The 20,960-nt window shown below is 53.2% G+C and carries 22 protein-coding genes and 1 riboswitch; of the genes, 17 read left to right on the top strand and 5 right to left on the bottom strand.

Features of this window, described 5'->3' with window-relative positions:
* Positions 1 to 9 precede the first annotated feature (9 nt).
* The 9 genes from DL346_RS13180 to DL346_RS13140 all read left to right on the top strand — a co-directional run bounded on the left by DL346_RS13180 (position 10) and on the right by DL346_RS13140 (position 7,358).
* On the top strand, positions 10 to 753 hold the full coding sequence (locus DL346_RS13180) for a DnaD domain-containing protein (protein ID WP_240633155.1): 744 nt from the start codon (positions 10 to 12) through the stop codon (positions 751 to 753).
* Positions 754 to 1,258: 505 nt separating this feature from the next.
* Positions 1,259 to 2,356, top strand: a complete 1,098-nt coding sequence (gene rfbG, locus DL346_RS13175; RefSeq protein WP_165822498.1) for a CDP-glucose 4,6-dehydratase — start codon at positions 1,259 to 1,261, stop codon at positions 2,354 to 2,356.
* A gap of 49 nt (positions 2,357 to 2,405) precedes the next feature.
* A riboswitch (TPP riboswitch) is annotated at positions 2,406 to 2,518 on the top strand.
* 131 nt (positions 2,519 to 2,649) lie between these two features.
* Positions 2,650 to 3,684, top strand: coding sequence for an ABC transporter substrate-binding protein (locus DL346_RS13170; protein ID WP_206098515.1), 1,035 nt, complete (start codon positions 2,650 to 2,652; stop codon positions 3,682 to 3,684).
* Positions 3,685 to 3,710: 26 nt separating this feature from the next.
* Positions 3,711 to 4,013: a thiamine-binding protein gene (locus DL346_RS13165; RefSeq protein WP_112882562.1), complete on the top strand. Its 303-nt coding sequence runs from the start codon at positions 3,711 to 3,713 to the stop codon at positions 4,011 to 4,013.
* Positions 4,003 to 4,761 carry an ABC transporter permease gene (locus tag DL346_RS13160; RefSeq protein ID WP_112882561.1) on the top strand — a complete coding sequence of 253 codons (759 nt, stop codon included), beginning with the start codon at positions 4,003 to 4,005 and terminating at the stop codon, positions 4,759 to 4,761. The genes DL346_RS13165 and DL346_RS13160 overlap by 11 nt, the downstream gene beginning before the upstream one ends.
* Positions 4,758 to 5,534 (top strand): ABC transporter ATP-binding protein, encoded by a 777-nt coding sequence (locus DL346_RS13155; protein ID WP_112882560.1) that lies wholly within the window; start codon positions 4,758 to 4,760, stop codon positions 5,532 to 5,534. Before DL346_RS13160 ends, DL346_RS13155 begins: the two co-directional genes overlap by 4 nt.
* Complete coding sequence (locus DL346_RS13150; RefSeq protein WP_112882559.1) at positions 5,534 to 6,376, top strand: TatD family hydrolase; 843 nt, start codon at positions 5,534 to 5,536, stop codon at positions 6,374 to 6,376. The genes DL346_RS13155 and DL346_RS13150 overlap by 1 nt, the downstream gene beginning before the upstream one ends.
* Before the next feature lie 59 nt (positions 6,377 to 6,435).
* On the top strand, positions 6,436 to 6,921 hold the full coding sequence (locus DL346_RS13145; RefSeq protein ID WP_112882558.1) for a Fur family transcriptional regulator: 486 nt from the start codon (positions 6,436 to 6,438) through the stop codon (positions 6,919 to 6,921).
* A 128-nt stretch (positions 6,922 to 7,049) separates the two neighbouring features.
* Positions 7,050 to 7,358 (top strand): hypothetical protein, encoded by a 309-nt coding sequence (locus DL346_RS13140; RefSeq protein WP_112882557.1) that lies wholly within the window; start codon positions 7,050 to 7,052, stop codon positions 7,356 to 7,358.
* 52 nt (positions 7,359 to 7,410) lie between these two features.
* On the opposite strand, the gene DL346_RS13135 is transcribed toward DL346_RS13140, so the two are convergent.
* A complete protein-coding gene (locus tag DL346_RS13135) occupies positions 7,411 to 8,811 on the bottom strand; it encodes a hypothetical protein (protein ID WP_112882556.1) in 1,401 nt (466 codons plus the stop codon).
* A 188-nt stretch (positions 8,812 to 8,999) separates the two neighbouring features.
* Between DL346_RS13135 and DL346_RS13130 the strand changes: the two genes are divergently transcribed.
* The 8 genes from DL346_RS13130 to DL346_RS13095 all read left to right on the top strand — a co-directional run bounded on the left by DL346_RS13130 (position 9,000) and on the right by DL346_RS13095 (position 17,803).
* The gene (locus tag DL346_RS13130; RefSeq protein WP_112882555.1) at positions 9,000 to 9,767 is read left to right on the top strand and encodes a glucosaminidase domain-containing protein; all 768 of its coding nucleotides are present in this window, start codon (positions 9,000 to 9,002) and stop codon (positions 9,765 to 9,767) included.
* Between the two features lie 356 nt (positions 9,768 to 10,123).
* Positions 10,124 to 10,807 (top strand): response regulator transcription factor, encoded by a 684-nt coding sequence (locus DL346_RS13125; RefSeq protein WP_112882554.1) that lies wholly within the window; start codon positions 10,124 to 10,126, stop codon positions 10,805 to 10,807.
* Complete coding sequence (locus DL346_RS13120) at positions 10,804 to 12,609, top strand: sensor histidine kinase (RefSeq protein WP_112882553.1); 1,806 nt, start codon at positions 10,804 to 10,806, stop codon at positions 12,607 to 12,609. Before DL346_RS13125 ends, DL346_RS13120 begins: the two co-directional genes overlap by 4 nt.
* Before the next feature lie 128 nt (positions 12,610 to 12,737).
* Complete coding sequence (locus DL346_RS13115; RefSeq protein ID WP_240633154.1) at positions 12,738 to 13,427, top strand: N-acetylmuramoyl-L-alanine amidase family protein; 690 nt, start codon at positions 12,738 to 12,740, stop codon at positions 13,425 to 13,427.
* Entirely contained in the window at positions 13,427 to 14,320 is an 894-nt protein-coding gene (locus DL346_RS13110) for a carbohydrate ABC transporter permease (protein ID WP_420849558.1), read from the top strand. The genes DL346_RS13115 and DL346_RS13110 overlap by 1 nt, the downstream gene beginning before the upstream one ends.
* A 12-nt stretch (positions 14,321 to 14,332) precedes the next feature.
* Positions 14,333 to 15,211 (top strand): carbohydrate ABC transporter permease, encoded by an 879-nt coding sequence (locus DL346_RS13105; RefSeq protein ID WP_112882552.1) that lies wholly within the window; start codon positions 14,333 to 14,335, stop codon positions 15,209 to 15,211.
* A gap of 15 nt (positions 15,212 to 15,226) precedes the next feature.
* The gene (locus tag DL346_RS13100) at positions 15,227 to 16,336 is read left to right on the top strand and encodes an efflux RND transporter periplasmic adaptor subunit (protein WP_112882551.1); all 1,110 of its coding nucleotides are present in this window, start codon (positions 15,227 to 15,229) and stop codon (positions 16,334 to 16,336) included.
* Positions 16,337 to 16,366: 30 nt separating this feature from the next.
* Positions 16,367 to 17,803, top strand: a complete 1,437-nt coding sequence (locus tag DL346_RS13095; protein ID WP_165822497.1) for an ABC transporter substrate-binding protein — start codon at positions 16,367 to 16,369, stop codon at positions 17,801 to 17,803.
* Between the two features lie 111 nt (positions 17,804 to 17,914).
* Here DL346_RS13095 and DL346_RS13090 read toward each other — a convergent pair whose 3' ends face one another.
* The 4 genes from DL346_RS13090 to DL346_RS13075 are packed head-to-tail and all read right to left on the bottom strand — an operon-like array spanning position 17,915 to position 20,869.
* Positions 17,915 to 18,154, bottom strand: a complete 240-nt coding sequence (locus DL346_RS13090; protein ID WP_112882549.1) for a hypothetical protein — start codon at positions 18,152 to 18,154, stop codon at positions 17,915 to 17,917.
* 14 nt (positions 18,155 to 18,168) lie between these two features.
* Positions 18,169 to 18,570: a (R)-mandelonitrile lyase gene (locus tag DL346_RS13085; protein ID WP_112882548.1), complete on the bottom strand. Its 402-nt coding sequence runs from the start codon at positions 18,568 to 18,570 to the stop codon at positions 18,169 to 18,171.
* 29 nt (positions 18,571 to 18,599) lie between these two features.
* A complete protein-coding gene (locus DL346_RS13080; protein WP_112882547.1) occupies positions 18,600 to 19,823 on the bottom strand; it encodes a multidrug effflux MFS transporter in 1,224 nt (407 codons plus the stop codon).
* Positions 19,820 to 20,869: an NAD(P)-dependent alcohol dehydrogenase gene (locus DL346_RS13075; protein WP_112882546.1), complete on the bottom strand. Its 1,050-nt coding sequence runs from the start codon at positions 20,867 to 20,869 to the stop codon at positions 19,820 to 19,822. The genes DL346_RS13080 and DL346_RS13075 overlap by 4 nt, the downstream gene beginning before the upstream one ends.
* Positions 20,870 to 20,960: the final 91 nt, after the last annotated feature.

The raw sequence follows: 20,960 nt of genomic DNA, 5'->3' as shown, positions 1-20,960 counted from the left end.
GAACGAGCGGTGAAAACCGAGATGTGGAAAGCCTATGCGCGCGGAATGGCCGCCGCCATGAACGGCGGCGGTGTCGTGGTGCCGGCCGGGCTGCTGCGCGCTTATCGGGGCGTCGGGCTCACCGACACGGAAATGCTGCTCATTCTTCAGCTGATGACGTACCGCCAGGTCGAGGGCGTCGATTTTCCGACGCCGGAGCAGCTGGCCGAGCGGCTCGGCATCTTGCCGAAGGCGGCTCATCAGCTGCTTAGCCGCCTGATGAAGGAAGGGCTGCTTGCGATCGACGAAGAAATCGATCCGGTCAGCGGCATGCAGTACGAGCGCTATAATTGGAGCGGCTTTCTCATTCGCAGCGCGGAATGGCTGGCAGACGAAGCGAGGCAGTCGTTTGAGGTCGACCGGGAGCTGCGGCAACGGCCAAGCACGGCAGACGGATTCGGCGGTGGCGGTGGAGCGGGCTCGAGCGGGGGCATGGCGGGCGAGTGGCCGCAGTCGGATTTGTTTTCCGTTTTCGAGCAGGAATTCGGACGCCCGCTTTCGCCGATGGAGTGCGAGACGATCAGCGCTTGGGTCGATCAGGACCGGTATCCCGACGAGTTGATCCGGTTCGCGCTGAAGGAAGCGGTCTTTGCAGGGAAGCTGCATTTTCGCTACATTGACCGGATTCTCATCGAATGGAGCCGCAACCGGGTGACCAATACGGATGAGGCAAAAGCACATACAAATAAATTTCGCGGCGGCCGCGGGTCTTGATGACCTGCGGTTGCTTTTTTTATTTGTGCTTGCTCGAAAGCACGCAATGAGAGGAAGCGGAGTCCCTCTAATTTGGATGAAGGCCGCTGAAGCTAGCCGGTTCAAGATGTAATGGTTGTGACAGTGTCTATTTCGCTAAAAACACCCATTATTATTTTCTAAAGGTTGTCAGAGCTCTTACTTTGAAATTTAAAGCTATAAATCGACCATTGTGCTGCAATTAACGTCAGTCATAACCGTTAGAGTTTCAAAAGTATTTATTTACGCGAAATAGCTATTCCGACAACCGTAAGATTTTGTTCCGGGCTGGTTTCCGCTAGCCGCCTCCATCATTTTTTTATCTGCAACGGCGGGTACGACGCGTGCCCGAGCTTAACGAAATCGTGCGTCGGCCTGTAGGATTCGCATCGGCAAAAACCCATTCGCTCCGCTATGCATAAGCTGTAGGTATAGCTGTGGGAGTAGACTCACCCCTAAGAAAGCGGAAAGGATGAGGGAAACAGCGATGTCGGATTATGCGTTTTGGCAAGGCAAGCGAGTGTTCGTAACGGGTCATACCGGTTTTGTGGGAACGTGGTTAAGCTTATGGCTGCACCGGTTGGGTGCGGCCGCGGTGATCGGATACAGCGACGATATGCCGACCGCGCCGTCGATGTACCGGCTGTGCGGAATGGAGCACACGATGCCATGGGTGCGCGGCGATATTCGCGACGTCGATAAACTGACGGCCGCGCTCCGCGAGGCGAGGCCTGATATCGTGTTTCATTTGGCAGGGCAATCGGAGCATGGCGGATTGCATCCTACGGTGGAGGCGATCGCGGTGAATGTCGTCGGGACCGCTTCGCTCCTCGAGGCGGTGCGCGTCGTAAACCAGGAGCATCCGATCCGCGCCGTCATTGCGGTGACGGCGGCGGATTGCTATGCGCCGCGCGAATTGGGACCCGGTTACCGTGAGTCCGACAGTCTCGGCGGGGGCGAGCCCGGCTCCGCGGGCAAAGCGGGCGCGGAGCTGGTTGTGTCGGCCTTTCGGCGGGCTTACTTCGCCGGAAGGGAGAATGTGCCCGCGGTCGCGACGGTCCGCGCGGGCCATCTCATCGGCGGCGGCGATTTCGCTCGCGGCCGCCTCGTGCCGGACTGCGTGCGCGCCGCGGCCGACCTGCGCGCAGCTCAGCCTGCAGCCTGGCCGGGGGGCTTCCGGCCCTGGCTGCACGTGCTTGACGCGCTCGCGGGCTGCCTCGCGCTCGCGCAGCGGCTGTTCCCGCCCGGCGGCGGCGACTTCGCCGAGGCGTGGAACCTGGGTCCGCGCGCAGGCGATGCGCGGACCGCGGCCTGGCTGGCCGAGGCGGTGCGCACCCGCCTCGGCGGCCAGCCGGCCGAGCTGGCCGCGGCGATTGCATCGCGGCCAAACGGCGGTGACGCAGCCGAGCAGCCGATGGCGCCGGCGCTGCTCGACACGACGAAGGCGGCGCTGCGTCTCGGCTGGCGCCAGCGATGGGAAGCGGAGCAGTCCGCGCAGCATGCCGCGGACTGGTATGCGGCATGGATGAAAGGCGCGCCGATGCGCGACGTCACCGTCTCGCAGATCGCGCAGTTTGAAAAATAAGTGAAAATCCTTATGCGGTCTGCTATAATAGCGAATGAGTGACTGAACTGAATATGACACGGGGAGCTGGGCGACGGCCGGCTGAGAGGGGATCCCGATTCGATCCCGACCCTTTGACCTGATCTGGATAATGCCAGCGTAGGAATCGCGAAGCAGCAGTTTCGCTTGCGTGCGAGCAATTTTGAAGCGTCCATCGATATCGGGGGGCGCTTTTTCTTATGGTTCAGAATGGGGGGCCAGTCATATCAATTCTTGTCGCTTGCAGGTTCACCTATTGAGAGGAGCACAAGGAGATGGAGAGAAACAAACGCAAGACGGGCTTGCAGCTGGCTTTGGCGGCAACGCTCATGCTGTCGCTGGCTTTGACGGGCTGCGGCGCCAAGAAAGAGAATGAGGCCGGCGCGAATGACGGGGCTGAAACGGACAAGCTGAAGGAGATCAAGGTGGTGCTCGACTGGACGCCGAACACGAATCACACCGGACTGTACGTGGCGCGGGACAACGGCTTTTTCGAAAAGCACGGCTTAAAGGTCGATATCATTCAGCCTGGAGAAGCGGGTGCGGATACGATGATCGCAACCGGCGCGGCTGACTTTGGCGTCAGCTACCAAGAAGGAATCACGCAAGCGCGCATTCAAGGGGTGCCGCTCGTTTCCATTGCTGCCGTTATCCAGCATAATACGTCGGGCTTTGCATCTCCTGCGGACAAGAACATCAAGTCGCCGAAAGATTTCGAAGGGAAAACGTACGGCGGCTGGGGCTCGCCGGCGGAATCGGCCGTCATTGACTCGCTCATGCAAGAGTCGAACGGCGATGCGAAGAAAGTGAACATCGTCAGCATCGGCGACGCCGATTTCTTCACGGCTACGAAGAAAAACATTGATTTTGCCTGGATCTATTATGCATGGACCGGTGTCGAGGCGGAGCTGCGCGGCGACAAAATAAATATGATTTATTTGACCGATTATAGTAAGAAGCTGGATTATTATACGCCGGTGCTCGCAACGAACGAGAGCATGATCGCCGAGCAGAAGGATACGGTAGAAGCGTTCGTCGCGGCAGCGTCCGAGGGTTATAAGTTCGCAATCGAGCATCCGGAGGATGCGGCGGAGGTGCTGATCAAGGCCGTTCCGGATTTGAACGCCGATCTGGTCCGCGCCAGCCAGAAGTGGCTGAGCCCTCGCTACCAAGACGATGCGAAGCGTTGGGGCGAGCAAAGCAAGGAAGTTTGGACCAACTATGCCGAGTGGATGTATGACCACAAGCTGCTCGACAAGCAGCTCGATGCGGATCATGCGTTCACGAACGAGTTTTTGCCGGAAAATTAACCGATAGAAAGGGGAACGAAGCCGCCATGGCAAACGCGCTTCTAAGCATACAAATCATCCCGCGCACGCCAAACGGAGAGAGCGTCATTCCTTATGTAGACCGGGCGATCGAGATCATTAAAGCGTCCGGCGTACCGTACCGCGTGGCTCCGCTGGAAACGACGATGGAAGGCGATCTTACCCACCTGCTGTCCATCGTTCAGGAGATGAACGAGGCCATGTCCGCAATGGGCTGTCCGTCGGTCATTTCGCAAATCAAAGTGTACTATAACCCTGCAGACGGCGCATCGATGGACGTCTTGCTGGAGAAATACCCGGATGGGCAATAAGCGAATTTTACCGCCAGTACTCGTACTGGCTCTTTTCTTGCTCATTTGGCAGGCGGCGGTGGCGCTCTTCCAAGTGGACGCATATCTATTGCCTTCACCTATTGCAATCGCGAAACAAATCTACGATGAACATGAACAGCTTCTACGCCATCTGCTTGCGACGCTCGGCATGACGCTGCTCGGCTTCGGGGCCGGCGCATTGCTCGGTTTCGTCCTGGCAGGGCTGCTGCATCTCATTCCGGGCGCGAAGGCGGGCTTCTATCCGCTGCTCGTGCTAACGCAAAATGTGCCGCTGATGGCGCTCGGACCGCTGCTCGTGCTGTGGTTCGGCTTCGGCACGCTTCCCCGCGTCATACTGATTACGCTGGTGACGTTCTTCCCGGTTGCCGTGGCGATGCTCACGGGGCTTATGCAAAGCGATGAGAAGCTCGTCAATTACTTGCGGATGATCGGCGCTTCGAAACGGAAGCTGTTTTGGCGGCTGGAGCTGCCAAGCTCGGTGCCGCATTTGTTTTCCGGCCTTAAGATTGCGGCATCGTACAGCGTCATTACCGCGATCTACGCGGAATCGATCGGCTCGAGCAAAGGGCTCGGCTACTATATTCTACTGGCGCAGCGCGGCTTCGAAACGGCCAACGTGTTTGCGGCCATTGCTTTGATCGTCCTGCTGAGCTTGGTGATGTTCGGGGCGATCGCTCTGGCCGAGCATCTCTATAACCGCGGCAAAGTGAAGGGAGAGACGTCATGAAGCACGCGTTGGAAGTAAACGGTTTACATAAAAGCTTCGCCGATACCCGCTCCCGCGGCCCGCAGCAGGTACTCGTAGACGTGTCTTTCCATATCGCGGAAGGCGAGTTCGTTTCGCTCATCGGCCCGTCCGGAAGCGGCAAAACGACGCTCTTTCACTTGATCGGCGGCCTGGAGCTGCCGACCTCGGGCGACATCCGGATCGACGGCAGAAGCACGATCGGCGAGCAAGGACATATCGCTTATATGCCCCAGCAAGCGTCGCTCATGCCGTGGCTGACCGTATCGGCCAATATCGAGCTGGCGCTGACGATCAGCGGTCTTGAGAAGCGGCACGCTCGGCAGCTGGCCATCGAGTGGCTGAACCGGATCGGTCTCGGCGGCACGGCGAATCAATTTCCGCATCTGCTGTCCGGCGGCATGCAGCAGCGGGTGTCCTTCTTGCGGGCGCTCCTGTCGCCGAAGCCGCTCATGTGCCTCGATGAGCCGTTTGGCGCGCTGGATGCGCTGACTAGAATGCATATGCAGACCTGGCTGCTGTCGCTTTGGGAAGAGGCGAAGCGCTCGGTGCTGTTCGTGACGCACAGTATCGAGGAAGCGCTGCTGCTTTCGGATCGGATTCTCGTCCTCTCAAGCGCGCCGGCGACCATCGTTCGGGAGATTGAGGTTGCGTTTCCGAGACCGCGCTCGGAAGCGCTCTGGAGCGATCCGGCTTTCGTCGGCATGAAACAAGAGCTATACGGGCTATTAAAACCGGCGGAGGCGAGACGGTGATGGCAACTAGCGGAGAGGCATTGCCTCGTAAATGGGTCGATGCCCATATCCATCTGGATTTGTATGAAGAACAAGAGCGGCTGCCGCTTCTGAATCGAGCTTTTCATCAAGACCGGATTGCGGCAGTCGTTGCGGTATCCATGCATTTGGGATCGAGCCGCGTCAATCGAGAGCTGGCTCGCCGATTCGCAGGCCGAATCCTGCCGGCGTACGGCTTTCATCCGGAACAGGAGCTTCCGGCCGGCGAGGAGCTCGATCAGCTGTTCGGTTGGATCAAGGAGCGTTTTCATGCCGGCGAACCCTTTGCCATCGGGGAAGTGGGGCTCCCTTACTATTCGCGCAAGGCGGCCGAGGAAGCGGGCGAACGGTTCGATGAAGCGCCTTATCTGGCTCTGCTGGAGCGATTCGCCGTACTTGCCGCGGAGCTCGACCGTCCGATTGTGCTCCATGCGGTCTACGAGGATGCGGATAAAGCGTGCGGGCTGCTGGAGCGCCATGGGGTGAAGCATGCGCATTTCCACTGGTTCAAAGGCTCGCCCGCAACGGTTCAGCGTATGATCGCCCGCGGATATTCCATTTCCATTACGCCGGATGTTTGTTATGAAGAGGAGATTCAGGAGCTTGTCCGCGCCTATCCGCTTGAGCTGATGATGACGGAAACCGATGGTCCTTGGCCGTTCGAGGGCCATTTTGCCGGTCAAGTGACGCAGCCCGGGATGGTCGCGGAAGTGGCTGCGGCTATCGCGAAGCTGAAAGGTATTTCGCTCGAAGCAGCCGAGACGCAGCTTCTCGCAAATGCGATTCGGATCTACCGTTTGGATGAAATTGCGCTAATGGGATGAAATTCGGGAGATTTATGCTACACTAGGGATATGACTTCCGGAAAAAAGGACGAATACTCATGTCAGAAACCCAATCGCACTCCCATTCTCATTCTCATACAGAGCCGATGAAACCGCAGGATACGGTTAAGCAAATGATCGAGATTATGTCTCAAAACGGCTGGCGCATTACGGAGCAGCGCCGCGAGCTGGCCGAAATCTTCGCCAGAACCGACGGCTATTTATCGCCGAAGGATGTCTATGATCAAATGTCGGTCGCTTATCCGAGCGTCAGCTTCGACACCGTGTACCGGAATTTGCGGTTATTGAGCGAGATGGGGGCGCTGGAGCAGTTTTATTTTATGGAGGGCGGTTTGAAGTTCCGCGTAAGCTGCTTGTCCCACCATCATCATCACCTCATTTGCATCAACTGCGAGAAGACGCTTACTTTCGAATATTGTCCGATGGAGCAGTCGCTCGATTTGCCGGGTTCGTTCAAAATCATCAATCACCGGTTTGAGGTTTACGGCGTATGCGAAGCATGTCAGCGGGAATCAGGTACCTAGGTATCTGATTCCCGTTTTTTTTTTATTCTGCAAGCAGCTCGTGGATGGGGCTTCGACGCATAAAATTCTCTTACCTGGAAACACCTATGGTAACAAGCGCATTGAACTGCCGGAGGAAGGTTTAGATAATGAAAAAATGGCTGGTTACCATCGTTGCAACTTTAGTGCTGTTTCTGCCGAGCGGCGAGCTCTACGCGGGAGGGAATGCAGGCACCTATAATTCGAATATGTACGGGGCCAAAACAGGGCTTCAACGTGCAGGACAAGTCGATGAGGATGCTGAAGTCCGCCTCGAAGAGCAGCAAGACGGCACGCTGCGGGCCGCTTCGATTAACGATGCTGCAGGCATGCCGTATAGCTTCGACTGGAGGCTGCTTAGCGCGCTTACGCTGGCCGGTTTAGCCGGAGCTCTCTATTTCCGCCGCAAACGAAGCTAAACGACGCACCCGCTGCAAGGCCGAAAGCCGGCTTGCAGCGGGTGTGTTTGTTTTAGATAATAAACATGGCGACAATCGTCGTTACGATTAGACCGAAAATAACCGGTTTCAGGTTGCGGCGGGCAAGCTCGAACGGATCCACGCCGCAGATGGCCGCGGCCGGAATGAGCGCCCATGGGATGAGCGTTCCGCCGCCGACCCAGATGGCTGCGACTTGGCCGAGCGCTGTGAGCGTCGCCGCGCCGGAGCCGATCGCCGCCGCGAAGAGCTGGGCGATGGAGCCGGCAAGCGAAATGCCGGAGAAGCCAGAGCCGTCAAGGCCGGTAATGGCGCCGGTAACGGTAAGCGTCACGGAGCCGATCGCCTGGTTGAGCGGCACGTGATTGGCGAGCGCTACGCCTAGATCGTTGACGATGCCGTGCGAGCCTTCGGGCAGCACGCTGCCGAACAGCTCCGCAAACGCCGAATCCCCCAGATAGAAAAATGCCGCAATCGGAATAACGGGTCCGAACACCTTGAAACCGAACTGGAAGCCTTCAATGAGATAGGCCGTCGTCTGCTCCAAGCCTTTGTTCCGGTGTGCCAGCATCGTGACAAGCAGCAGAATGAATACGGCCGTGCCGCCGATGAGCGCCGTCGCGTCGCCGCCCTGGAGATCGAGCACGAACATCGCGATTACGTCAACGATGAACAGCAGCGGGATGAGCACCGCGAGCGTCCGCTTCCATTTCATCGGCAGCTCGACACGCTCCTCGGATAAGGTGCTCACAGGATTTTGTCCGGACGCGATCAAGCCGTCTCTCCATTTGCCTGTACGCATATCGCGACGCATCATCCAGAAGGCTGTAACCGTTGTCACGACTCCCATTACGATGACGAGCGGGACGCTCGCTTCCATGACGGCCGTTACCGGCAGCCCGGCTGCATCGGCAGTCAGTTTCGGCGCGCCTTGAATGATATAGTCGCCGGATAAAGCGATTCCATGCCCGAACAGGTTCATCGCCATCGCCGCGCCGAGCGCCGGGAGTCCGACGCGCACCGCTACAGGCAGCAGAACGGCGCCGATCAAAGCAACCCCTGGAGAAGGCCAGAAAAACCACGACGTCACCATCATGATCAGTCCGATGCCCCAGAAAGCGAGCGCCGGGGTTCGCAGGAAATGCGTCAGGGGCTGGACCATCACTTCATTGATGCCCGTAATGATCAATATCCGGCTCATGGCAACGATAATCGAAATGATGAAGATCGTCCCGAGCAGCTCCTTCGTTGCGAAAATGAAGCTGTTGAAGACGCCGCTGACCGAACCGCTCAGACTCTCGGTAGCGATCAACCCAAGCGCAAAAATACCAACGACGCAAACGAGCGTCGTATCGCGTCGTTTGATCAGCACGCCTAATATAAACACAATAAAAGCCAGGTACACCCAATGCAGCGGAACGAGTTGCAATTCCACCTACAATCACCCTTTCATGCGGCTGTTGCCTATATCCTATGCAGCACCGCGACTGGGCGTTCGTTACCCATGCGGGCATCGCCTGCCTGCAGGGACCGGACTTTTGCCGGTTTCAAATCTATCAAATCGATCATATACATACTAATAGGGACCTATTTCGATGTTTGGAAGGGAGGTGACCAGTACAGCTGGACAAACCATCTTTCTTTGCCCTGCTGCTTCCCATCGCAAAACGGCTTCAAGCGGAGGGCTCTCCGATATTTCCGTCGGTACGTCTTGCCCAAAGCTGGCATGAGACGGGCGGGAATATTCCGGATTGGAACAATCTTTGCGGTTATCAAGTCGGAACCGGGGTGACGAACGAATACTGGAAGGGCCGTGTCGTGACAAAACGGATCTGTGAAGCGGTTGACGGACAACGAGTTCCGGTAACCGTAACCATTCGAGCTTACGATAGCATCTATGATTACTATAAGGACCAGGATTTGTTGTTGGCACGAAGCCGGTATATCCCCGTCTGGACGGCGGCGAATCCGGTGATGCAAGCACAGATGCTCTTCCAATGCGGTTATGCGGCGGATCCGGCCTATGCGGAGAAGTTGATCGGGATCATGGAGGATAGCAGCTTATTCCAACATGATGCGGTAAGCGAAGGAGTTGAATTCGAGACAGCCGAACAAATGGAAGCGCACGAGGCGCTGCGGAAGCAGGTGGCGAGCTTGAAAGAGGAGATCGAGCGGTTGAGCGAGGCGCTGCTTGACCAGACGGATGCGCTGAAGGAGCTGCAGCTGTGGGCGCTTGATACCGATGCGCGCAATCGGATGGATGCGGCCCCTTCCTGGGCTCAGAGCGCGGTGGATGCCGCGTTAAGGGCGAAGCTCATCGATACGCCGTCGGGAGGCAGCTACGATTTCTACCGGTTATTGGCGGTGCTTCATCGGAAGAATTTGATTTGACGATGTATAATTGCTCCTGAACTGGGCATTCTGAAGATATCGGCGTCGCGAGATGCCGTAGACAACCGCGGAGAAGACTTACGTTTCCCCATAAGCTCTTCGTCCGGTTTCTCCTCTCCCATGAAAGGGGCTCGTCGAAAGACGAGCCCCGGATTTTTTTGTAACAGGTTATGAAATGTCCGGTTAGGGACGAAGCTAGAAAATCCATGAAGTGGGAATAGTAAGCCACAAGCGGTTTGTTAACGCCATGTGGCTTTTTTTATACCTATCTTTATCTCATCTTAACCTCAGATGCATGTGTTCTTGATACGCGTTTGATAAATTGATTCGGAATACCGCAACAATGGGAGCCCAACATGAAAACCATTCTGATCGTCGATGATGAAGACATATTGCGCGAAATAAGTAAAGATTATTTCTTAAATGAAGGCTATGCGGTGCTTGAGGCGGCCGACGGGAAGGCTGCTCTGGCGTTGTTTCAGGAGCATGTAGTGGATCTGATTGTGCTGGATATCATGCTTCCGGAATTGGACGGGTGGTCGGTTTGCCGCCGAATTCGCAAGCAATCCGATGTCCCCATCATTATGCTGACGGCCAGAGTCGATGAAGACGACACGCTGCTTGGATTCGAGCTTGGCGCCGACGATTACGTGACCAAGCCCTATAGTCCGCCTGTCCTTCTCGCGAGAGCGAAACGCCTGCTTGAAAGCCGCAGCCGGACCGGCAAGGCGACTCAACCGGAGGATGGTCTAACCATCAACGGCATTCGGGTTCATTTTCCATCGCGGTCCGTTACGGTTGACGGGGCTCAAGTTCCAATTACGCATACCGAATTCGAGATCCTTACGTACCTGATGCAAAATCAAGGGATCGTGATCACGCGCGAGCAGTTAATTACGAAGATATGGGGCTACGAGTATACCGGCGACGATCGCACGGTGAACACGCACATCCGCAACATAAGGACGAAGCTCGGCGATAAGGCAGCCATGATCGCCACGGTCGTTCGGACCGGCTATAAATTCGAGGCTCAAGCATGAGAGTCGGAATCGTAGCGAAATTGTTTCTGCTCACGGCTGCCTTGTGCATGCTTATCTTGGCCGTCATTTACGTCGGACAAACGATCTTTTTCAAGGACTATTATGCGAATCGCAAAGTCAACGACCTGCAAGCCAAGCTGACGGATTTCAAGACGGCTTACGGGGATGCAGAGGGCAACTCGCTTGCCATCCAATCGCTTGAGCAGGATTTTTACAGAAATAACAATGTGACGATTACAAGCCTGGATCACGCTGGCAATCTTAAGCATGTTAACGACTTTTACCTGGAAATCAAATTGCTGAAGGCGATGACGAAAGAGGAACGGGAAGCGCGCATTAAAGTACCTCTCTATACGCTCCTAAGCACGGAGGAAGCGGCTTCGGGGCAAGCGTTGATCGCGATTGGGGACCAATTGTTGATTCAAGGGATAAAGAGCTATTCCATGCTCATTCCCATTGTCATGCTCCATCCGTCCGGGGAAGTGCTGTACGCCAATGAAGCGTTCAAGCGCAGAGCTTTCGGGAACGGGAAGAGAAAGCCTGAGCCAAGCAGGAATTCGCTCCTCTTGGGTAAAGGGAATTATTCAAGTCTATTTGGCACCGTCACGGACATCCGGTTTCCGCAAAGCGGAGGCTCATCGGACATGATCTATTCCAATCCGCTCTTTTTGGAACGGATCACTGCCTTTCAAGAAAAGCTGCTATTCGAGGACATTCGGATGACGGATCAGCTTTTGATCCAGGATTACGAGCAAAATAACGTGAAGTACAAAGTGTTCATCCAGCCGGTTCATTATGACAACGGTACGACCAACTACATTTTCGCCATGGCATCGTTGCAGCCGGTGGACGAAGCCGTGCAAATGATGAAGGACTACTATGTCTATATCGTCGTGTTTGTAATTGTCCTCATCTTGATTGCTTCGCTGTACTTCTCCTTGAAAATCGCACGACCGCTGCTGCGCATCAATGAGACGACGAAAAAAATCGCCGGTCTTGATTTCTCGGAAACCATTCCTATTCGGTCGAAGGACGAAATCGGAGATCTGTCGCGCAACATCAATCAATTATCGGCTACGCTGCATTCGTACATCGGCCAGCTGCGGGAAGATATCGAGAAGGAGAAGCAGCTGGAACGCACAAGGAAAGATTTTATCGCAGGCGTATCCCACGAGCTGAAGACGCCGCTCAGCGTCATGAAGAGTTGCATTTCGATCCTCAAGGACGGCGTAGCGGTGCACAAGAAGGATCATTACTTCGAAGCGATGGAGCAGGAAGTCGACAAGATGGATCATCTCATCGTCGATATGCTGGAGCTGGCGAAATACGAGTCGGGTACCTATAAGATGCGGATGGACGAATTTTATATCGATAAGTCGATCGAAGCGATTTGCGTGCAGTTGGCGCACGAAATCACGAGTAAGCAACTGCGCTTGAGCCTGCAAGTTATTCCCGCCCTCGTTGTTGCCAATCAGCATCGGATCGAGCAAGTGATCACGAATTTCATGACGAACGCGATACGTTACACGCCGGAGAAGCAGGAAGTCATTGTTTCCATGACGGAGGCAACGAACCGCATCCTGGTTCGCGTGGAGAACAAAGGCATCCATATTCCGGAAGAACAGCTTGCTCAAGTGTGGGATCGTTTCTATCGGGGAGATGCTTCAAGGCAGCGGGCCGATGGCGGTACGGGACTTGGACTTGCCATCTCCAAGAATATACTGGAGCTGCACGGAGTCGAATACGGCGCGGCCAATACGGAGGATGGCGTCGTATTTTTCTTTAGCCTAAATAAGAAATAAGCTTAACCGCTTGTCTAGAGGGTGATCTATACCTCTCGGGCAAGCGGTTTTTTAGTTCGTCATCCATCTTTATGCCATCTTTATTTCGGCTCCACGCGGTCTTTATCGCCAGCTTGTACGATGTACTCATGAAAACATCCACTAAATATATAGCCCTAGCCATTGTCGGTGTCATCTTGTCCACCAGCTTCATTCAAATGCAAACCGAAGGAGCAACGAAGGAGAAATCAGATGTAGTCCAAGCCGCAGCCGTAACGGCGAGCAAAGAACCCCAATTACCTTTGAAAGGAAAAATGATCGTTCTCGATCCCGGGCATGGCGGCAAGGATGTCGGCTCGATCGGCGGAGCGGGAACGTACGAGAAAGAGGTAACACTGCAGACCGCGCAGCATATTGGACGAAAATTGACGGAACAAGGAGCAACGGTTGTCATGACCAGACAAGCCGATACGACGATTTCGCTGAAAGGGAGAACGGAAGTCGCGCAAACCGCGCATGCGGATTTGTTCATCAGTATCCACTATGACGCTTTTCAGTCCAGCGATGTGTACGGGATGACGACGTACTACAACAAACCGCAGGATCGGGAGATTGCCCGGATCATTCATGACAAGCTGTTCAGACAAGACATTCAAACGAAAGATCGAGGCGTGCAGTTCGGCGATTACCATGTGATCCGCGAGAACGCGACGCCGGCCGTATTGCTGGAGCTCGGCTACATTTCGAACGAGGACGAGGAAGCCAGAATGAAAACCGAGTCTTTTCAAGAGCAAATCGCGACGGCCATCGTCAATGGCGTCATCGAAGGTCTGCGTTAATGGGCGGGGTACGGCTGTCAGCCATGTATAGCAAAGTCATGCGGCGGCACAGCTTCATAGCCATCTGGTTTCTTGCTCCCAGCGCGCTCGGATTTATGGTCTTTTACTTGATCCCTTTCGCAATGGGCTTGCACTACTCTCTTATGGATCGATCGACCGGCGGTTCATTCGTCGGCCTCGCCAATTATAAGGAGCTGCTGGCGAGCGATTCCTTCTTGAAAGCAGCCAAGAACACGTTTCTGTTTACTACGGTCAGCGTTCCGACCACCATCGCGTTATCGCTGCTGCTGGCTCTGCTCTTGAATCAAAGCGTCTACTTACGCAATTGGCTCAGAACCGCTTACGTACTGCCGCTTGTCGTGCCTGTCGCATCCGTTGTTCTGATTTGGCAGGTTCTGTTCGATTGGAACGGAGCGGTGAATAGCTGGCTGCATGAATTGGGCCTGTCGCGGATCGATTGGATGAAATCGGAGTGGGCGAGAGGCGTCATCTCCGTCGTCTACGCGTGGAAAAACATCGGGTACAACATCATCTTGTTTTTGGCCGGCTTGCAGAGTATCCCACGGGATTATTACGAGACGGCGGAGCTTGAAGGCGCGGGCGCTATCCATAAGTTTAGCCGAATCACGCTTATCTATTTAACGCCTACGATGTTTTTCGTCGTCCTGATGGGGCTCATCAGCTCGTTTCGGATCTTCAGGGAAACGTATCTGATCGCGGGCGATTATCCGCATGACGGCATTTATATGCTGCAGCATTACATGAACAACATGTTCTTGTCGCTCGATATTCAGAAGCTGACCTCCGCCGCCGCTTTGATGGTGGTTTGCCTGCTCGCGCTGGTATCGGGGATGTTCGCATTGGAACGCCGCTTTACTCATTTCTTAGACTGACGGGGAGAAACAATGAAACGGAAAGCTTTTATTTCCAGGTGCGCAATCACGCTTCCGCTAGCGTTGATCGCGACCTTGATGCTGCTGCCGATTATCGTATCCTTCACCAATTCGCTCATGACGGAGGAGGAAATCGGCTCGAACTATGAGTTGATCGGGAAAATGACGGGTGCGGCAACCGGCGGTAAGGACGCATTCGTTAATCTAAAGCTCCTACCCGATTGGGTCTCATTTGACCAGTATGGGAAAGTGCTGATCGCGACGCCGACCTATTTGAACCTTTTCTGGAACTCGGTCTATATGGTTGCGCTCATTATTGCAGGACAGGTGATCGTAGGCGCTCTTGCGGCCTATGCCTTTGCGAAGCTCCGCTTTCGGGGGCGGGACAGGCTGTTCTTCGTCTACCTTATGGCGATGCTGATGCCGTTTCAAGTGACGCTTGTGCCGAATTATATCATCGCCGACCGGCTAGATCTTCTGAACAGCGCAAGCGCCATCGTGCTTCCAGGGATCTTCGGCGCCTTTGGCGTGTTCATGCTAAGGCAGTTCATGCTGTCGATCCCGGGTGCATACGTTGAGGCTGCCTATATGGACGGAGCCGGTCATCTTCGCATTTTTCTTCACATCATCGTTCCGCTCATCAAACCGGGCTTCGCGGCGCTCGTCGTTCTCTTGTTCGTTGACTATTGGAACATGGTCGAGCAGCCGCTCATTTTTCTCGAGGATGACTTTAAACAGCCGCTGTCGGTATATCTTTCCGTTGTTCAGGAAGAAGCGAGAGGCGTGGGCTTCGCTGCGTCGGTCTTCTACATGCTGCCGATGGTGCTGTTATTTCTAAACGCGGAAGCACATTTCATCGAGGGCGTTCAAATGTCCGGTATTAAAGGGTAGGAGGAGAACCAACAAGTGGAATGGCAAGAAACCGAGCAAGCGAATACCGGAAGGAAGAAGAAGCTTCGCCTGCTTGCCGCCTTGTTTGTCGGCGGATTAATCGTGCTTACCCTGTTCAGCAATACGCTGCAAACAATGAATTTAACGAAAGTGTGGACTACGAGCGGACGACAAGGGGAGCTCGTTCAGAGTTATACCGGAAGCGGCATTTTGGAGCCGGTTATGGAAGCTTCGTTATCGAACAAAGCGGGGTGGGCAGTAAAAACCGTAAAGGTCAAAACGGGAGAATTCGTCAAGAAGGGTCAGACGCTGGTCGTTTACGAAAGCCGGGAGGCCGAGAACCGTTATTTAGACGCTAAATCGCAATTGGAACAGCAGCAATTATCCGTACAAGGCTTACAGGACCGGTATGTCGAAGCCGCAACTAGCGGAGATGACATCCAGTTACGAAGCGCGAAGCGGGATCTCAAGAGCGCGCGCCTCACGTTGGACATGCAGCAGCGCAATCTGGACAGCATGAAGGCAGAGTTGGTCAGCAATCGCGAGCTGAAAGCTCCATTCGATGGCATCGTGACGAAAGTAGGAGCCGTGGATGGGATGGCTTCCGCCAGCGCCGGTCCCGATGTTCAACTCGCTTCCTCCAGTCAAGGCTATCAAATGAGTCTACAGGTTCCTGCTTTAATTAGCGGGCATTTGAAAATAGGGCAGAAGTTGGACGTCCAGGTTGGTCAAGCGGAAACCGAGACAAAGCTCGAAGGGATCGTTACGGGGATCGAAAACAAGGAGACCCAAATGAACATCGTGGTTGCCGTTAGAAATGAATCCCTCCGTGGAGGCGAACAAGCGCGTCTTGACCTTCGTTTTGTTTCTGCCGATACGGGTGGAATCCTGGTTCCGAGCAGCGCCATCCATAAGGAAGGCGAAGCAACGTACGTTTACGTCGTCGAGGAGCGTAAGGGCCCGTTAGGCGATACAAGCCATGTCGGCAAGATGCTGATTAAAACCGGCGATTCGAACGAGTTCGAAACGGTCGTGCTTCAAGGGATTTTTCCGGATTCACCGGTCATCCTTGCAAGCAGCGACCCCGTTACGGACGGAGAGCGCGTTCGCGTAATGACGAAATAATGATCATCCAATCAGAAAGAGGGAATGAAAATGAAAAAAGCACTGATTTTAATGTTGAGCTGTTTTATGTTAATTTGCCTATCTGCATGTAATGGAAATAGCAATAGCAACAATAGCGCTACTGGGAATACATCGCAATCGGACGCACAACAATCGCAAAAAAATACAAGCAATGAACCAAGCGCTGCAGCGAATGCTGAAGCTGATGCTGCCCCTCAGGGGCTTGAACCGCTAGACGATAAACCGAGAAAGATTGTCGTATCGATACTTGCCGCAACCGATATCTACAAGCAGGCGAAAGAAAAATACGAAGCGCTGCATCCGAATACGACGATTGAACTCAAAGAATTTTCTACAACGGGTGGCGGCGTGATAAGCGCTTCAGAGGTGGAGAAATATATCAAATCTACGACTACAGAGGTTTTGTCCGGAAAGGGAGCGGATTTATTCGCGTTTACGACTGTCGAATTGCCCATTGATAAGTACGTGAATAAAGGCGCGTTCGAAAACTTGGATGATTGGATCAATCGGGATGCCGGCTTCGATCAGCAGCAATACCACATGAACATCATGGATGGTTCAAAAATGAACGGCGGCCTCTATATTATGCCTGTCGAATTCTACTTGGAGGCATTGTACGGAGATGCTGGTGGGATCAAGAAAGCCGGTATTACGATTGATGATAAGAACTGGACATGGAGCCAGTTCGCCGAGATCAGCAAGCAGTTGGCAGGCAAGAACGGACATACCTACTCCATGGGTTTTTTGCCGCCTGAGGCGATGATCAATAATCTCGTATCTGACAACTATAACCGATTGATCGATGGGGCTAATGGCAAGGCATCGTTCGACACTCCCTTTTTCACGGAATTACTGACGGATGTGAAGGAGATGTACGATGAGAAGGAGTTAAGCGGCGACGCGGTGGAATTCACAAAAAGCTACTTATACTATTCTTTAATTACTTCCCCAAGCGATTATCTGCTACGACTTGGCATGTATTTTAAGGATGGAAAGGTCTATCAAAAGCCGCATGCCGCAGAACAAAAATCGGGCATATCGTTTCTCGTGACGAATCAAATCGCCATGAACGCCAATTCGGAGGTGAAAAGGGACGCTTGGGAGTTTATGAAGTTTCTGCTGTCCGAAGAGATGCAATCGGCGGGATATTCGGGATTCTCGATGAATAAAGCGGTGAATGAAAAGGCAATCGAAGACGTGAAGGAGAATGGTATCGATAAGAATGTAGCTGCTAAAGGCGGCGGCGCTTCGGCTGAAGCAACAGACGAGAATCTTGAGGTTCTCCGAGATATGCTGTCCGAAGCCAGCTTAAGAAATATAGGCTATGAAACGACAGTCCAGAAAATAATCGCGGAGGAAGTCAAAGCGTTCTTCGCGGGGCAGAAGTCCGCCGATGCCGTCGCTAAGCTGATCCAGAATCGGGTCACAACCTATTTGAATGAGTAAGTGCTGCTCAAACCATGAAGGAGTCAGGCTTCGTTGATTGCTTCTAAAAACAAAAATGCCGTCATGAATGTAAGCATTCATGCGGCATTTTTTTACGATACAGTTACCGCATCATCCACGGATCTGTTTAAATAATTCCTCGTAATGATCTAGGTTGTCATGAATGGTAAAACTGCTTGATGGATTGTTTCTGGAAGAGTATTCATACAGCAATATTGAACCGTTCTTTAACTGCCATGCCGTATGGATGCGAATCACCTTCTCACCCTTAACTAGCACCTCATCCACGAAGCTTCTGACGACTTGATTGGAGACCAAAAGCGCATCGCCTTCCGCAGCGTTACAGCTCATAAGAGTACCACCACTCATTCCTTTGGCATGTATTGATCATCGCTGACTTTCTCTAGCCATTCAACCGCTTTTCCGTCATAGCGTTCTTGAATGGCGATATGGGTCATGGCTGTCGTCGGTGATGCTCCATGCCAATGTTTCTCGCCTGGCGGGAACCAAACTACGTCCCCTGGACTGATTTCCTCGATCTGACCGCCCAAACGTTGGACCCTCCCTTTACCTGCGGTTACGATCAGCGTTTGTCCCAATGGGTGAGTATGCCACGCTGTCCTTGCCCCCGGCTCGAAAGTAACGCTGGCTGCAGCTACGCGCGCTGGTTCGGCCGCTTCAATTAACGGATCGATGCGAACCGTTCCCGTAAAATACTCAGATGGCCCTTTGCCTGAGGGCTGTGTTCCAACTCTTCTGATTTCCATGCTTGTATCCCTCCAATAGACTTACACATTTATGTTTCCGCGTTTTTTTGGCCTTCACTTACTAGCTCCCCATTCCGAATAAGCACCATATAAGAACCGATGGCAATTAAGCTGGTTGCGAAGATTACGATTCCGAAAGGGATCGCTGAATTTTCGCCTGCGATCCCCACAAGTGGAGAAGAAATGGCCCCTAGCGCGAATTGAAGGGTGCCGAGCACGGCTGATGCGCTGCCTGCAATTTGCCCATGCGATTCCATCGCTAATGTTACTGAAACTGGTCCAATGATGCCGATGGATGCAGCAAATAAGAAGGTAGAAAGAACTATCGCCGTTAAAGACCCTTTCGAGAGGACTGCCGTCAAGATCGCCAAAGTGGAAAAAAAGGTTAGAGTTAATCCAACTCGTAAAATATGATGGTCACTGAACCGTCCTGTTGCCTTTGTGACAATTTGCGATCCAGCCATGATAGCAAGACCATTCATTGCGAACAGGAGCGAAAATAGCTGCGGCGACACACCGAACATGTTCTGATAAATAAACGGGGTGCCTGCAACAAACGCGAATACGCCGGCAAACAATAATCCATTGACAAGGGCGTATCCCATAAAATTTCGATCGCGAAACAATCGTTTATAGTTCTTTGTTACGATCATAAAGCCGCCTTGGACGCGATGAGTTTGAGATAAACTTTCGTTTAATCCCCATTTTGTAATTGCCGTCAATAACATTCCCAACAAGCCCAAAAAAACAAACACGCCAGCCCACGAGCTAAAAGATGTGACGGCACTCCCGGCATTCGGCGAAATTAACGGCGCCGCATTACTGATCGTCGTGAGTAAAGAGATGAACTTCGTCATTTCAACTCCGCTATACCGATCGCGGGCAATCGCACGGGAAATTACGAGTCCGGCTGAGGCGGCAACACCTTGAATGAACCGTAAAATGATGAAGAATCCTATTTCCTGAGCTATAGCACAACCGACCGATGCTACAATATACAGGATCATGGCGATCAGTAATGGCTTGCGTCGCCCGTAACGATCGCTTAAAGGACCCATAATCAGTTGACCCAAACCTAATCCGAGCAGACTTGCGGTTAAACTCGCTTGAATCCATGAGGCGTTCGTTCCGAAATCATCCATGATCTGCGGCAGCGATGCGAGATACATATCAACCGTAAACGGCCCCAAAGCGGAAAACGCGGCTAGAATCAGAGCCAAACGAAGCGAATGATCAATAAGTTTATCTTTCATTCGCTCTCTAAAGTAGATATGTCGATCACGAACCGGTAACGCACGTCACTGCGCAAAATTCGCTCGTACGCTTCGTCTACTTGCTCGGCACGGATCAATTCGATTTGAGGAGCAATGCCATGCTCTGCCGCAAAATCAAGCATTTCTTGTGTTTCGGGAAGTCCGCCTACTAAGGAACCCGCAATACTGCGGCGGCTCATGATTAAGGAGAATACGTTATATTGGCTTGGATCAGCTGGCGCGCCGACATTAACAAGCGTTCCGTCTACGCGCAGCAGCGATAAATATAAATCAACGTCGATATTGGCGGACACGGTGTTTAGAATCAGGTCGAAGCAGCCTGCCAGCGTTTTAAACGTATCAGGTTCAATCGTGGAATAGTAATGATCTGCTCCGAAACGCAACGCTTCGTTTTCTTTATCTTTTGCCCGGCTTAAGACGGTTACTTCCGCACCCATCGCATGCGCAAACTGAATAGCAATATGACCAAGACCACCCATGCCTAGTATCGCCACTTTTTTTCCTGGACCGGCATTCCATCGTTTCAACGGGGAATAAGTGGTGATTCCTGCGCATAATAGCGGGCTGGCTACATTCAACTCCATCCCATCCGGGATATGCACGACGAATCGTTCAGTTACAACAATGTTCTGGCTGTAACCGCCATAGGTTGGATTGCCGTCGTAATCCAAAGAGTTATATGTGGCTACAAAGCCTTTGACACAATGCTGTTCTTCTCCCCGGAGGCAGTATTCGCATTCTCCGCAAGAGTCTACATAACAACCTACGCCAACTCGATCGCCTACAGTAAACTTAGTAACGCTCTCGCCTACCGCGGCTACGATCCCGGCGATTTCATGACCGGGCACCATCGGAAATATCCCGCCGGCCCAATCTCCATGCGCGCTATGAATATCGGAATGACAAATGCCGCTAAACTTAATATCGATCGAGACGTCATCAGGCCGTAATGGCCGTCTTTCAATCGTAGTCTTCTCAAATGGCGCTTTGGCGGCGGGAACACTTAATACGCGGGTTTTACACATGAACATAGTCTCCTTTTCCATATTAGATCCGTTACGTTTAACCAAATCGATTTGATTAATCAACACGTGTCTATTATTATATATTCAGGTG

This window comes from Paenibacillus montanisoli, from assembly GCF_003268025.1.
GTDB lineage: Bacteria > Bacillota > Bacilli > Paenibacillales > Paenibacillaceae > Paenibacillus_Z > Paenibacillus_Z montanisoli.
Note: the sequence above shows the minus strand (reverse complement) of the source record. Positions and strands in the feature narration are given on the sequence as shown.

Bases quoted from the DNA above. Each gene is read 5' to 3' on its own strand.
- DL346_RS13080 (WP_112882547.1), bottom strand. From the start codon at position 19,823: ATGAAAGATAAACTTATTGATCATTCGCTTCGTTTGGCTCTGATTCTA.
- DL346_RS13090 (WP_112882549.1), bottom strand. From the start codon at position 18,154: ATGAGCTGTAACGCTGCGGAAGGCGATGCGCTTTTGGTCTCCAATCAA.
- DL346_RS13145 (WP_112882558.1), top strand. From the start codon at position 6,436: ATGTCAGAAACCCAATCGCACTCCCATTCTCATTCTCATACAGAGCCG.
- DL346_RS13120 (WP_112882553.1), top strand. From the start codon at position 10,804: ATGAGAGTCGGAATCGTAGCGAAATTGTTTCTGCTCACGGCTGCCTTG.
- DL346_RS13140 (WP_112882557.1), top strand. From the start codon at position 7,050: ATGAAAAAATGGCTGGTTACCATCGTTGCAACTTTAGTGCTGTTTCTG.
- DL346_RS13095 (WP_165822497.1), top strand. From the start codon at position 16,367: ATGAAAAAAGCACTGATTTTAATGTTGAGCTGTTTTATGTTAATTTGC.
- DL346_RS13155 (WP_112882560.1), top strand. From the start codon at position 4,758: ATGAAGCACGCGTTGGAAGTAAACGGTTTACATAAAAGCTTCGCCGAT.
- DL346_RS13115 (WP_240633154.1), top strand. From the start codon at position 12,738: ATGAAAACATCCACTAAATATATAGCCCTAGCCATTGTCGGTGTCATC.
- DL346_RS13150 (WP_112882559.1), top strand. From the start codon at position 5,534: ATGGCAACTAGCGGAGAGGCATTGCCTCGTAAATGGGTCGATGCCCAT.
- DL346_RS13165 (WP_112882562.1), top strand. From the start codon at position 3,711: ATGGCAAACGCGCTTCTAAGCATACAAATCATCCCGCGCACGCCAAAC.
- DL346_RS13075 (WP_112882546.1), bottom strand. From the start codon at position 20,869: ATGTGTAAAACCCGCGTATTAAGTGTTCCCGCCGCCAAAGCGCCATTT.
- DL346_RS13105 (WP_112882552.1), top strand. From the start codon at position 14,333: ATGAAACGGAAAGCTTTTATTTCCAGGTGCGCAATCACGCTTCCGCTA.
- rfbG (WP_165822498.1), top strand. From the start codon at position 1,259: ATGTCGGATTATGCGTTTTGGCAAGGCAAGCGAGTGTTCGTAACGGGT.
- DL346_RS13170 (WP_206098515.1), top strand. From the start codon at position 2,650: ATGGAGAGAAACAAACGCAAGACGGGCTTGCAGCTGGCTTTGGCGGCA.
- DL346_RS13110 (WP_420849558.1), top strand. From the start codon at position 13,427: ATGGGCGGGGTACGGCTGTCAGCCATGTATAGCAAAGTCATGCGGCGG.
- DL346_RS13125 (WP_112882554.1), top strand. From the start codon at position 10,124: ATGAAAACCATTCTGATCGTCGATGATGAAGACATATTGCGCGAAATA.
- DL346_RS13085 (WP_112882548.1), bottom strand. From the start codon at position 18,570: ATGGAAATCAGAAGAGTTGGAACACAGCCCTCAGGCAAAGGGCCATCT.
- DL346_RS13160 (WP_112882561.1), top strand. From the start codon at position 4,003: ATGGGCAATAAGCGAATTTTACCGCCAGTACTCGTACTGGCTCTTTTC.